The organism is Celeribacter ethanolicus, assembly GCF_001550095.1.
GTDB lineage: Bacteria > Pseudomonadota > Alphaproteobacteria > Rhodobacterales > Rhodobacteraceae > Celeribacter > Celeribacter ethanolicus.
The window spans coordinates 1-12,989 of the sequence record NZ_LRUC01000011.1 but is presented as its reverse complement, the minus strand read 5'-3'; the positions used below and the strand labels follow the sequence as shown (position 1 = coordinate 12,989).

Annotated in this window: 6 protein-coding genes, 3 tRNA genes and 3 rRNA genes; 10 read left to right on the top strand and 2 right to left on the bottom strand. The window is 56.9% G+C overall.

Annotated elements, in window-relative coordinates; translation table 11 throughout:
- Positions 1 to 22: 22 nt before the first annotated feature.
- Positions 23 to 289: a hypothetical protein gene (locus tag NH195_RS05885; RefSeq protein WP_066704524.1), complete on the bottom strand. Its 267-nt coding sequence runs from the start codon at positions 287 to 289 to the stop codon at positions 23 to 25.
- A gap of 201 nt (positions 290 to 490) precedes the next feature.
- Between NH195_RS05885 and clpB the strand changes: the two genes are divergently transcribed.
- Complete coding sequence (gene clpB, locus NH195_RS05880; RefSeq protein ID WP_066704522.1) at positions 491 to 3,112, top strand: ATP-dependent chaperone ClpB; 2,622 nt, start codon at positions 491 to 493, stop codon at positions 3,110 to 3,112.
- Between the two features lie 62 nt (positions 3,113 to 3,174).
- Here the strand turns inward: clpB and NH195_RS05875 are convergent, their stop codons facing one another.
- Entirely contained in the window at positions 3,175 to 3,609 is a 435-nt protein-coding gene (locus tag NH195_RS05875; protein ID WP_066704519.1) for a DsrE family protein, read from the bottom strand.
- A gap of 163 nt (positions 3,610 to 3,772) precedes the next feature.
- Here NH195_RS05875 and NH195_RS05870 point away from each other — a divergent pair, with 163 nt between their 5' ends.
- From NH195_RS05870 to NH195_RS05830, 9 genes are all read left to right on the top strand, one after another.
- Positions 3,773 to 5,305, top strand: coding sequence for an FMN-binding glutamate synthase family protein (locus tag NH195_RS05870; RefSeq protein ID WP_066704517.1), 1,533 nt, complete (start codon positions 3,773 to 3,775; stop codon positions 5,303 to 5,305).
- Between the two features lie 66 nt (positions 5,306 to 5,371).
- On the top strand, positions 5,372 to 6,298 hold the full coding sequence (gene msrP / locus NH195_RS05865) for a protein-methionine-sulfoxide reductase catalytic subunit MsrP (RefSeq protein ID WP_066704514.1): 927 nt from the start codon (positions 5,372 to 5,374) through the stop codon (positions 6,296 to 6,298).
- Complete coding sequence (gene msrQ, locus NH195_RS05860) at positions 6,298 to 6,921, top strand: protein-methionine-sulfoxide reductase heme-binding subunit MsrQ (protein WP_066704512.1); 624 nt, start codon at positions 6,298 to 6,300, stop codon at positions 6,919 to 6,921. Before msrP ends, msrQ begins: the two co-directional genes overlap by 1 nt.
- A 666-nt stretch (positions 6,922 to 7,587) precedes the next feature.
- Positions 7,588 to 9,054 (top strand): 16S ribosomal RNA (locus NH195_RS05855).
- 185 nt (positions 9,055 to 9,239) lie between these two features.
- A tRNA-Ile gene (locus NH195_RS05850) sits at positions 9,240 to 9,316 on the top strand.
- A 24-nt stretch (positions 9,317 to 9,340) separates the two neighbouring features.
- Positions 9,341 to 9,416 (top strand) — tRNA-Ala (locus tag NH195_RS05845).
- A gap of 409 nt (positions 9,417 to 9,825) precedes the next feature.
- Positions 9,826 to 12,653, top strand: a 23S ribosomal RNA gene (locus NH195_RS05840).
- Positions 12,654 to 12,741: 88 nt separating this feature from the next.
- A 5S ribosomal RNA gene (rrf, locus tag NH195_RS05835) occupies positions 12,742 to 12,856 on the top strand.
- The 16S, 23S and 5S rRNA genes sit together here with 3 tRNA genes alongside, the layout of an rRNA operon.
- Positions 12,857 to 12,911: 55 nt before the next feature.
- Positions 12,912 to 12,988: transfer RNA gene (locus NH195_RS05830), tRNA-Met, on the top strand.
- The last annotated feature ends 1 nt before the right edge of the window (position 12,989 follow it).

Here is a 12,989-nt window from a genome sequence, read left to right as displayed (position 1 = left end):
CAGGCCCGTCGGGTCAAGAGGCTCAGGCGCTCAATCGGCCTTGATGGGCTGCGATTTCTGCGACGTCCTTCAATCGGGCGACATTGGCCCCGCGTTTGCGATGACGCAGCGCGCGGGCGCGGAGCGCAAGGCCGCGACTGACGGTCGCGTAATCCGCGCTGATCGGGGCGGTGAACTCGACGGGAAATGTAATCCGTTCGCCCGCCTCGTGAAAGATGACGCGGGCCTGATAGGCCTGAAGCGCTGCATTATATATGAGGCCCTGAATTTCTGCGCCGTAGCTGTGCATGGCATTTCTCCGTAACTGCTCCGGCATGTTTGCCGTTTGAGGGGCAACGCCGGGATCGCTAAATTTGTTCCAATTATGCAACAGGTCCTCTTGCGGGGCCTTGGCGCGATGCCCATCTAGGGATGGAAGGCCCCGACCCTCATGCGTGCCGCCAAGCGGGCGCGGAAATTCACCCGGGGCGCTTGGAAGAGGAGAGACGGTATGAACATGGAGAAGTTCACCGAGAGGTCGCGCGGGTTCCTTCAGGCCGCGCAAACGATCGCGATGCGGGAGAGCCATCAGGCTCTGAAACCCGAGCATCTTTTGAAGGCTTTGCTTGACGATGAAGAAGGCTTTGCCGCCAACCTGATCAACAAGGCAGGGGGCGATGCAAAAGCCGTCATGGCCGCCAATGAGGCTGCCGTGAACAAATTGACGAAGGTCTCCGGCGATGCCGGGCAAACCTATCTCGATCAACAGACCGCGAAGGTTCTCGATGAGGCCGAAAAGCTTGCCAAAAAGGCAGGCGACAGTTTCGTGCCGGTCGAGCGGCTTTTGACCGCGCTGGCGATCACCCGCTCGGGGGCGAAAGACGCGCTCGATGCCGGGGGCGTGACGGCGCAGAAACTCAATACGGCGATCAACGACATTCGCAAGGGCCGGACGGCCGATAGCGCCTCTGCCGAAGACGGTTATGAGGCGCTGAAGAAATACGCCCGTGACCTGACCGAGGCCGCCGAGGCCGGGAAAATCGACCCGATCATTGGCCGCGACGAAGAAATTCGCCGTTCGATGCAGGTGCTCTCGCGCCGGACCAAAAACAACCCGATCCTGATCGGGGAGCCGGGCGTGGGGAAAACCGCGATTGCCGAGGGGCTTGCGCTTCGGATCGTCAATGGCGACGTGCCGGAATCTCTGCGCAACAAGAAATTGTTGGCGCTCGATATGGGCGCGCTGATCGCCGGCGCGAAATATCGCGGGGAATTCGAGGAACGTCTGAAATCCATCCTGAAAGAGATTGAGGCCGCCGCGGGCGAAATTATCCTTTTCATCGACGAGATCCACACCCTTGTGGGTGCGGGCAAAACCGATGGCGCGATGGATGCGGCGAACCTGATCAAACCGGCGCTTGCGCGGGGTGAATTGCACTGTGTCGGTGCGACGACGCTCGATGAGTACCGCAAATATGTCGAGAAAGACGCGGCTCTGGCCCGCCGGTTCCAACCCGTTGTGGTCGAGGAGCCGACGGTGGAAGACACGATTTCCATCTTGCGCGGGATCAAGGAGAAATACGAACTTCACCATGGGGTTCGGATTTCCGACAGCGCCCTCGTTGCGGCGGCCACTTTGAGCCATCGCTACATCACCGACCGGTTCCTGCCGGATAAGGCCATCGACCTTGTCGACGAGGCGGCATCGCGTCTGCGGATGGAGGTGGACAGTAAGCCCGAGGAACTCGACGCGCTCGATCGTCAGATCCTGCAGCTTCAGATCGAAGCCGAGGCTCTTAAGAAAGAGGATGACGAGGCGTCCAAGCATCGGTTGTCGAAGCTCGAACAGGAGCTTGCGGATCTCATGGAGCAGTCGGATGCGATGACGGCGAAATGGGAAGCCGAGCGGCAAAAACTCGAAGGCACGCGCGATCTGAAAGAGAAACTCGATCAGGCCCGCGCCGCTTTGGAGATCGCCAAACGCGAAGGCAATCTGGCGAAAGCCGGGGAGCTGTCTTACGGCATCATCCCGCAGCTTGAGAAACAGCTCGCGGAAGCCGGAGAGATCGAAGCCGAGGGCGATCTCATGGTCGAAGAGGCTGTGCGCCCCGAACAGATCGCCGAGGTGGTCGAACGCTGGACGGGTATTCCGACGTCGAAAATGCTCGAAGGCGAGCGGGAGAAACTTTTGCGGATGGAAGATGGCCTGCACAAACGGGTCATCGGTCAGGAAGCCGCTGTGCATGCCGTCGCCAATGCGGTGCGCCGGGCGCGGGCGGGTCTCAATGACGAAAACCGTCCGCTTGGGTCCTTCCTTTTCCTCGGGCCGACCGGGGTCGGGAAAACAGAGCTGACGAAAGCCGTCGCAGAGTTCCTCTTTGACGACGACAATGCGATGGTCCGCATCGACATGTCCGAGTTCATGGAGAAACACGCGGTCGCGCGTCTGATCGGTGCGCCTCCGGGTTACGTTGGCTATGACGAAGGCGGTGTTCTGACCGAAGCCGTGCGGCGCAGACCCTATCAGGTCGTGCTGTTCGATGAGGTCGAGAAGGCCCACCCGGATGTGTTCAACGTGCTGTTGCAGGTCCTCGATGACGGTGTGCTGACCGATGGTCAGGGCCGCACCGTGGACTTCAAACAGACGCTGATCATCCTGACGTCGAACCTTGGGTCGCAGGCGCTGAGCCAGTTGCCGGAAGGGGCCGACAGTTCGACGGCCAAAGGGGATGTGATGAACGCGGTGCGGGCGCATTTCCGCCCCGAGTTCCTGAACCGTCTCGACGAGACGATCATCTTCGACCGTCTGGGGCGTGGCGATATGGGCGGGATCGTTGAGATCCAGCTTGCCCGGCTCGAAAAACGTCTGGCGAAACGCAACATTTCGCTGGCGATCGACGAGGCCGCGAAACAATGGCTGGCCGATGAAGGCTATGATCCGGTGTTCGGCGCACGTCCGCTGAAACGGGTGATCCAACGCGCGCTGCAAGATCCGCTGGCCGAGCTTTTGCTGGCGGGCGATGTCAAGGATGGCGACGTCATTCCGGTTTCCGCCGGAGTCGATGGCCTGATTATCGGCGAGCGCACCGTCGGGTCGAACAGACCTGCGCCGGAAGATGCTGTCGTTCATTGAACGACGGCACAGTAAGGAAAATGAGGCGGCCTTTCGGGGCCGCCTTTTTCATGGGGACCGGATCAGGGCTTGATGTAGCTGTAGCCATCTTCCTGCAACTCGACGAGGCGGGCGACGCCGGAGGGCACGATTTGCGCCTCTTCGAGAAGCTCCAGAGGACGGTCCATGTTTTTGCTCATGTTGCGCAGGGTGTTCTCGCAGGCCGAAAAGGTCACATCGGGATATTCCAGCGCCATCATTTCGATCCTGTCGGCCACCGGGCTCTGACCTTTCAGGAACATCTGAAGCCCCGGCCCATAAGCCACGATTTCCAACACGACATCGTCGCCGATCGACTGGAAATAGTTGCGGGCATTGTTGGCGTTGTTGAGCGCCATGTTCATCAGGCGCATGTCGCTGTCGTCGATATGAAACGCGATCTTGTGGGTGATGCCGTCCGCCATGGCCATTCCTGTGGTGAGCGCGAGAACCGCGCTGGTGATGAGTGCTTTGAGCATAGATATATTCCTCCCTGTTTATGCGTCGAGTGAGGCACAGGAATGTGACCCTGTCACGCCGCATCGCAGCTAAGATTTTAGCGCTAACATGCCCCGGTTTGCGGTTGTCTTCTGTGTGCCTTCTGTCAGGGTCGGGCCAAACGGAATGCAAAGGGATAAGGTAATGACCTTCTGGCATTGGGCGATGATGGCGCTTCAGGTTCTGGCGCTGGTGTTCGTGGTTGTGATCGGGGTGATGGTCTTCGTCGCTCTGGCGCTTTACGTGCTCGACAAACGGCAGACGCGGGATGCGATCCTGCGCAATTATCCGGTGATCGGGCATTTCCGGCACTGGTTCTCGACACTGGGTGAATTCTTCCGGCAGTATTTCTTTGCCATGGATCGCGAGGAGATGCCGTTCAACCGGGCGCAGCGCGACTGGATTTACCGCGCCTCCGACGGCAAGGGCAATACGGTGGCCTTCGGCTCGACCCGCTCGCTTTCCATCCCCGGCACGCCGATCTTCATGAACGCCGCCTTCCCGCCGCTCGACGATCAGTTCGCGGTGACCGAACCGATGCTGATCGGGCAATATTGCCGGGTGCCCTACACGGCGAAGTCGATCTTCAACATCTCCGGCATGTCCTACGGCGCCATTTCGAAACCGGCGGTTCTGGCGCTTTCGAAAGGTGCGAAGGAGGCGGGGATCTGGCTCAACACCGGCGAAGGCGGGTTGTCGCCCTTTCACCTCGAAGGCGGTGCGGACCTGGTCTATCAGATCGGCACGGCGAAATACGGCATTCGGGACGCGGAGGGCAACCTCGACGATGACAAGCTTCGCGCGGCCGCCGCACATGAAAAGGTGCGGATGTTCGAGATCAAGCTGTCCCAAGGCGCGAAGCCCGGCAAGGGTGGCATCCTGCCCGCCGCCAAGATCACACCGGAGATTGCCGCGATTCGTGGCCTGCGTCCGGGGGAAGACGGGATCTCCCCGAACCGGCACCGTGAGGTGGACGATTTCAACGACCTTCTGGATTTCATCAACCACATTCGCGACGTCACCGGCAAGCCGGTCGGGTTCAAATTCGTGGTGGGTTCGTCGCGCCCCTGGGAAGAGTTCTTTGCCCTGATCAAGGAGCGGGGCGAGGAAAGCGCGCCGGATTTCATCACCATCGACGGTGGCGAAGGCGGGACTGGGGCGGCCCCGATGCCGCTCATTGACCTCGTGGGCATGCCGATCAAGGAAGCGCTCATCCGCATCGTCGATCTGCGCGACAAATACGGGCTGCACGATCGCATCCGCATCGTTGCGGCGGGCAAGCTGGTGAACCCGGCGGATGTCGCCTGGGCGATCTGTGCGGGCGCGGATTTCGTCTGTTCCGCGCGGGGCTTCATGTTCTCGCTCGGCTGCATTCAGGCGCTCAAATGCAACAAGAACACCTGTCCGACCGGTATCACCACCCATGATCCGCATCTGCAACGCGGTCTCGTGGTGCAGGACAAGTACAAGAAAGTCGCGGCCTATGCCACGGCGACGATCCATGAACTGGAGATGATCGCCCACTCGGTCGGCGTTTTGGAGCCGCGGCAGATGCGACGTCGGCATGTGCGCATCGTGCAGGCCGACGGCACCTCCGTGCCGCTCGACCGTCTTGTCCCGAGCTATCACCACGACCAATACGCGGGCGAAAGTTACAAAAGACCAACGCATCTGTGAGATAAGTTTGGTTTGAGCATGGTCCCGCCCGGTTTACCCTAGGGGAAATCAGATCGGGAGGGACCCATGACGTCCAGATTCAACCTGCCATATTCCGAGGTCACGCCGGAGCTGGCCTATCTCAACCGTCGCGCCGTCATGGCCGGCATGGCGGGCGCGGGCCTTCTGGCCGCCTCCGGGGTGCAGGCGCAAGACATGCCGAAGTTCGAGATCGAGGGTTTCGACACCACGGAGACGCCGAACACCTTCGAAGAGATCGCCAACTACAACAATTTCTATGAATTCGGCACCGGCAAGGACGACCCGGCCCGCTATGCTGGCAGCCTGACCACCGATCCCTGGTCCGTCGAGATCGACGGCATGGTCGAGCGGCCCGGTTCTTATGGGCTGGGCGATATCCTGTCGAAGGTGGACATCGACGAGCGCATCTATCGCTTCCGCTGTGTCGAGGCCTGGTCGATGGTCATCCCTTGGAACGGGTTCGAACTCAATCAGCTTCTCGATCTGGCTGGCGTTGAGCCCTCCGCGAAATATGTCCGTTTCGAAACGCTCTATCGTCCGGAGGAAATGCCGGGGCAACGTCGACCCATTCTCGACTGGCCTTATGTCGAGGGGCTACGGCTCGATGAAGCGATGCATCCGCTGACGATCATGGCGACGGGGCTTTACGGACAGGAACTGCCGAACCAGAACGGTGCACCGCTGCGTCTGGTGGTGCCGTGGAAATACGGCTTCAAGTCGATCAAATCGGTGGTCAAGATCACCCTGACCGGTGAGCAGCCGATTAATACGTGGAAGGCCGCGAACCATCGCGAGTATGGCTTCTATTCCAACGTGAACCCGGAGGTCAGCCACCCCCGCTGGTCGCAGGCCACCGAACGGCGCATCGGCGGCGGCGTCTTTGCCTCCCGCATGGCCACGGTGAAGTTCAATGGATACGAGGAACAGGTCGGTGCGCTTTATAAAGGCATGGACTTGAGCAAGGAATATTGATGGACCGCCTCAATCGCTTTGCCCGCCGCATTCCGACCTGGCCGCTCTATCTTGGCGCGCTGATCCCGCCCGCGTGGTATTTCTATGCCGGAGTGAGCGGGCAGCTTGGCGTCGACCCCGTCAAGGCGATGGAACACAAGATCGGGCTTCTGGGGCTTCAGGTCCTGATCGCCTCGCTCTGCATCACGCCGTTGCGCCGCTATGCCGGGCTGAACCTGATCAAGTTCCGCCGCGCCTTGGGGCTGATCGCCTTCTTCTATATCGTGCTGCATCTGCTGGTATGGATCGTGCTCGATGTCCAGATCCCGTCCCAGATCATCGCCGACATTTACAAGCGGCCCTATATCACCATCGGCATGGCGGCCTTTGTCCTGATGATCCCGCTGGCGGCCACCTCCTATAACGCCGCGATCCGCAGGCTCGGGCGCAATTGGCGGCGACTGCACTGGCTTGTCTATCCGGCGGTTGTCCTTGGCGGCGTGCATTTCGTCATGCTGCGCAAAGGCTGGCAGTTGGAGCCGCTGCTCTATCTCGGGGGAATCGCCCTTCTTCTGGTGTTGCGTCTGCCGTTTGCTGCACGAAAACGCAGCCGAGGGGTGATTCCCCAACAGTCACGCGGCTGACTCGTCTCCGATTCACGGTACGATTCACAGTGTGATTTGCGGCGCCACTCGACAGGAGTGACAAATGTTGCGCAGCCTCATGTGGATAAGCGGTTTTCGTTTCGTGGGGGGGGCTGCTCTTCAGGGGGTAGAAATCGCGGAAAGTCGCGGGGCGCCAAAAAGTTCGACGTAATAAATCGTTAAAAATCAAGCTGTTGTCTGAAAGTTTCGTGTATTCGTCATTTTTCTTTCAAAAACTGCTTGCGGGTTCTGAGCACTCGCCTTAGAACCCCCTTCACCGGCGGCGCAGACAGCGCGGCACGGGACGCCAGACGGAACGGACGGGACGCCAGAGAGGGGTTCTTGAGGGGAAGCGAGGCAGAAAATTTTGAGGCAGATCTGGGCGGGCGCGCCGCAAGTTAGGGCGCACTGGTCTGGTTTTTGTCTCTGGCTCTTTGAAATTGATAGATGAACGAAGAGATATGTGGGCGGTTTGGTCTTAACGACAAGAACGTCTGTATATCGCACTCCTAGGACTTGGGTTCGATGATGGAGTGTCAGCTTCACTGTTTGTCGGCTTTCGGTATCTTTGATACCAAGCACGAGAAACAGTTTCCTGGAACCCTAGCCGGTTTCAGGAGTGATGTGCAGAGGTTCGACGTCAAGGTTAGCATAGTAATATGCTTTCAACTTGAGAGTTTGATCCTGGCTCAGAACGAACGCTGGCGGCAGGCCTAACACATGCAAGTCGAGCGAAGCCTTCGGGTTTAGCGGCGGACGGGTTAGTAACGCGTGGGAACGTACCCTTCACTACGGAATAGTCCCGGGAAACTGGGTTTAATACCGTATACGCCCTTCGGGGGAAAGAATTTCGGTGAGGGATCGGCCCGCGTTAGATTAGGTAGTTGGTGGGGTAATGGCCTACCAAGCCTACGATCTATAGCTGGTTTGAGAGGATGATCAGCAACACTGGGACTGAGACACGGCCCAGACTCCTACGGGAGGCAGCAGTGGGGAATCTTAGACAATGGGGGCAACCCTGATCTAGCCATGCCGCGTGAGTGATGAAGGCCTTAGGGTCGTAAAGCTCTTTCGCCTGTGAAGATAATGACGGTAGCAGGTAAAGAAACCCCGGCTAACTCCGTGCCAGCAGCCGCGGTAATACGGAGGGGGTTAGCGTTGTTCGGAATTACTGGGCGTAAAGCGCACGTAGGCGGATTAGTCAGTCAGAGGTGAAATCCCAGGGCTCAACCCTGGAACTGCCTTTGATACTGCTAGTCTTGAGTTCGAGAGAGGTAAGTGGAATTCCGAGTGTAGAGGTGAAATTCGTAGATATTCGGAGGAACACCAGTGGCGAAGGCGGCTTACTGGCTCGATACTGACGCTGAGGTGCGAAAGTGTGGGGAGCAAACAGGATTAGATACCCTGGTAGTCCACACCGTAAACGATGAATGCCAGTCGTCGGCAAGTATACTTGTCGGTGACACACCTAACGGATTAAGCATTCCGCCTGGGGAGTACGGTCGCAAGATTAAAACTCAAAGGAATTGACGGGGGCCCGCACAAGCGGTGGAGCATGTGGTTTAATTCGAAGCAACGCGCAGAACCTTACCAACCCTTGACATCCTGATCGCGGTTACGAGAGATCGTTTCCTTCAGTTCGGCTGGATCAGTGACAGGTGCTGCATGGCTGTCGTCAGCTCGTGTCGTGAGATGTTCGGTTAAGTCCGGCAACGAGCGCAACCCACATCCTTAGTTACCAGCGGTTTGGCCGGGGACTCTAGGGAAACTGCCCGTGATAAGCGGGAGGAAGGTGTGGATGACGTCAAGTCCTCATGGCCCTTACGGGTTGGGCTACACACGTGCTACAATGGCATCTACAGTGAGTTAATCTCCAAAAGATGTCTCAGTTCGGATTGGGGTCTGCAACTCGTCCCCATGAAGTCGGAATCGCTAGTAATCGCGTAACAGCATGACGCGGTGAATACGTTCCCGGGCCTTGTACACACCGCCCGTCACACCATGGGAGTTGGGTCTACCCGACGGCCGTGCGCTAACTCTTCGGAGGGGCAGCGGACCACGGTAGGCTCAGCGACTGGGGTGAAGTCGTAACAAGGTAGCCGTAGGGGAACCTGCGGCTGGATCACCTCCTTTCTAAGGATGTTTCTAGCAGATTGGCTTGCCACTCTCGTGAAACACTTAGCAGCTACACGTCCTCAAGTAGCGCTCTGCGCGGTAGGACACTAAAATGTAGCATAGATCAACAATAGTTGATCAAACTCGGCCAGGCCGTCCTCATATCTCTTCGTAAAGTATCACAGACCTACCGGTCTGGACTTGGGTCGGTAGCTCAGGTGGTTAGAGCGCACGCCTGATAAGCGTGAGGTCGGAGGTTCAAGTCCTCCTCGACCCACCACTAATTCGCTGAAACAGCGAGTATGGGGCCTTAGCTCAGCTGGGAGAGCATCTGCTTTGCAAGCAGAGGGTCATCGGTTCGATCCCGATAGGCTCCACCATTACCACTAAGATTACATCAGCAAGCACTGAGATCAGTGTTTGCTCGTCTAATCTTAGACGACAATTGACATCGTATAGAGAGATTAAATGCAACATCGTTGATCGCCCAAGTGAGGGTTGATCTCGGTCGCTTCCGCAAGGAAGGCATTCAGCGGACCACATTCCCGGTCCAACGTCTGTATCGCGGCTGAAAAGATGATGTTGCCCAAGTCAAGTAAACTAACCAAGTTGCGGTTCTGCGGAACTGCAGCGCGTTTCCGATCCCATACAAGATCGGAAGCGGGAAAGTATGCTTTTGGTCCTGAAAGTATAGCTTCGCGTCTTTACCAGCTCGCGTTGCTCGCAAACTTCGTCCTCAAGTCGCCGACAGGCGGTAGGACATCATGTAGTTTTGCTCTTTCTGGATCAAATCAAGCGCGAGAAGGGCGTTTGGTGGATGCCTTGGCAGTAAGAGGCGATGAAGGACGTGATACTCTGCGATAAGCTATGGGGAGCCGAGAATAGGCTTTGATCCATGGATTTCCGAATGGGGGAACCCACCTGACAGTTCGATATAATAGCTTAGGCTGCTTATATCTTGCTGAAACAGGTACTTTTAACCTGAACACATAGGGTTTTAAGAGCAAACCCGGGGAACTGAAACATCTAAGTACCCGGAGGAAAGGACATCAATAGAGACTTCCCTAGTAGCGGCGAGCGAACGGGAACCAGCCGAGCACGATGAGTGACTAGAACAGATTGGAAAGTCTGGCCATAGCGGGTGACAGCCCCGTATAGGAAGCTTTGAGTGACGTATTAAGTAGGGCGGAACACGTGAAATTCTGTCTGAAGATCGGGGGACCACCCCCGAAGGCTAAGTACTCCTTACTGACCGATAGCGAACCAGTACCGTGAGGGAAAGGTGAAAAGCACCCCGACGAGGGGAGTGAAACAGTTTCTGAAACCGGACGCCTACAAGCAGTCGGAGGGACCTCGAGTCCTGACGGCGTACCTTTTGTATAATGGGTCATCGACTTGGTCTTACGAGCAAGCTTAAGCCGTTAGGTGTAGGCGCAGCGAAAGCGAGTCTTAATAGGGCGCATGAGTTCGTGGGATCAGACCCGAAACCGAGTGATCTAGGCATGACCAGGATGAAGGTAAGGTAACACTTACTGGAGGTCCGAACCCACACCTGTTGAAAAAGGTCGGGATGAGTTGTGCCTAGGGGTGAAAGGCCAATCAAACTCGGAGATAGCTGGTTCTCTGCGAAATCTATTTAGGTAGAGCGTCATCCGAATACCCCGGGGGGTAGAGCACTGGATGGGTAATGGGGCCCCACAGGCTTACTGATCCTAACCAAACTCCGAATACCCGGGAGTACTAGATGGCAGACACACTGCGGGTGCTAACGCCCGTAGTGGAGAGGGAAACAACCCTGACCTCCGGCTAAGGCCCCTAATTCATGGCTAAGTGGGAAAGCAGGTGGGACGACCAAAACAACCAGGAGGTTGGCTTAGAAGCAGCCATCCTTTAAAGATAGCGTAACAGCTCACTGGTCTAGATAAGTTGTCCTGCGGCGAAGATGTAACGGGGCTCAAGCCATGAGCCGAAGCCGAGGATGCCGTAAGGCATGGTAGCAGAGCGTGGTGTGATATAGCTTCATGCCTCTTTCGATCCTCAAGGGGATCATTAGAGGCTCGAAGCTTTCTGTGAAGCGGGCGCGTGAGCGATCCCGTGGAGAGATCACCAGTGAGAATGATGACATGAGTAGCGACAAACAGGGTGAGAGACCCTGTCGCCGAAAGTCCAAGGGTTCCTGCTTAAAGCTAATCTGAGCAGGGTAAGCCGACCCCTAAGGCGAGGCCGAAAGGCGTAGTCGATGGGAACACTGTTAATATTCAGTGGCCAGAGAGAAGTGACGGATCGCAAAGGTCGTTCATCCTTATCGGATTGAATGGGCGGCTCAGCGGTCCCTGGAAATAGCCTCTCATTAGATCGTACCCTAAACCGACACAGGTGGACTGGTAGAGAATACCAAGGCGCTTGAGAGAACGATGTTGAAGGAACTCGGCAAAATACCTCCGTAAGTTCGCGAGAAGGAGGCCCAGTTTCTACGCAAGTATTGGCTGGGGGCACAAACCAGGGGGTGGCGACTGTTTACTAAAAACACAGGGCTCTGCGAAGTCGCAAGACGACGTATAGGGTCTGACGCCTGCCCGGTGCCTGAAGGTTAAAAGGAGGGGTGCAAGCTCTGAATTGAAGCCCAGGTAAACGGCGGCCGTAACTATAACGGTCCTAAGGTAGCGAAATTCCTTGTCGGGTAAGTTCCGACCTGCACGAATGGCGTAACGACTTCCCCGCTGTCTCCAACATCGACTCAGCGAAATTGAATTGCCTGTCAAGATGCAGGCTTCCCGCGGTTAGACGGAAAGACCCCGTGCACCTTTACTACAGCTTCACACTGGCATCAGGCACAACATGTGCAGGATAGGTGGTAGGCTTTGAAGCAGGAACGCCAGTTCCTGTGGAGCCTTCCTTGAGATACCACCCTTGTTCTGCTTGATGTCTAACCGCGACCCATTATCTGGGCCCGGGACCCTGTGTGGCGGGTAGTTTGACTGGGGCGGTCGCCTCCCAAAGAGTAACGGAGGCGCGCGAAGGTTGGCTCAGAGCGGTCGGAAATCGCTCGTTGAGTGCAATGGCAGAAGCCAGCCTGACTGCAAGACTGACAAGTCGAGCAGAGACGAAAGTCGGCCATAGTGATCCGGTGGTCCCGAGTGGAAGGGCCATCGCTCAACGGATAAAAGGTACGCCGGGGATAACAGGCTGATACTGCCCAAGAGTCCATATCGACGGCAGTGTTTGGCACCTCGATGTCGGCTCATCTCATCCTGGGGCTGGAGCAGGTCCCAAGGGTATGGCTGTTCGCCATTTAAAGAGGTACGTGAGCTGGGTTTAGAACGTCGTGAGACAGTTCGGTCCCTATCTGCCGTGGGTGTAGGATACTTGAGAGGAGTTGCCCCTAGTACGAGAGGACCGGGGTGAACGATCCACTGGTGGACCTGTTATCGTGCCAACGGTAGTGCAGGGTAGCTATGATCGGAAAGGATAACCGCTGAAGGCATCTAAGCGGGAAGCCCCCCTCAAAACAAGGTATCCCTGAGGGCCGTGGAAGACCACCACGTCGATAGGCTGGAGATGTAAGTGCAGCAATGCATTCAGTTGACCAGTACTAATTGCCCGATAGGCTTGATTTGATCCAGTAAAAGCAAAACTGCTCTTACTCGAACGAAATCAAAAGCATACACAACACTTACTTGACTTGGACATAAGCTCATTATTCGGTTTGGTGGTCACAGCGTCAGTGAAACACCCGATCCCTTCCCGAACTCGGCCGTTAAGCACGATTGCGCCAATGGTACTGCGTCTTAAGACGTGGGAGAGTAGGTCACCGCCAAACCTAATAATCAGCTTATTAATCTCTCATACGATGCTTAACACACATTCGACCCTGTCGCGGGATGGAGCAGCCCGGTAGCTCGTCAGGCTCATAACCTGAAGGTCGTAGGTTCAAATCCTACTCCCGCAACCAA

Excerpts from the sequence above, each read along its gene's own strand:
- NH195_RS05885 (WP_066704524.1), bottom strand. The coding sequence starts at position 289 with ATGCACAGCTACGGCGCAGAAATTCAGGGCCTCATATATAATGCAGCG.
- clpB (WP_066704522.1), top strand. The coding sequence starts at position 491 with ATGAACATGGAGAAGTTCACCGAGAGGTCGCGCGGGTTCCTTCAGGCC.
- NH195_RS05870 (WP_066704517.1), top strand. The coding sequence starts at position 3,773 with ATGACCTTCTGGCATTGGGCGATGATGGCGCTTCAGGTTCTGGCGCTG.
- NH195_RS05875 (WP_066704519.1), bottom strand. The coding sequence starts at position 3,609 with ATGCTCAAAGCACTCATCACCAGCGCGGTTCTCGCGCTCACCACAGGA.
- msrP (WP_066704514.1), top strand. The coding sequence starts at position 5,372 with ATGACGTCCAGATTCAACCTGCCATATTCCGAGGTCACGCCGGAGCTG.
- msrQ (WP_066704512.1), top strand. The coding sequence starts at position 6,298 with ATGGACCGCCTCAATCGCTTTGCCCGCCGCATTCCGACCTGGCCGCTC.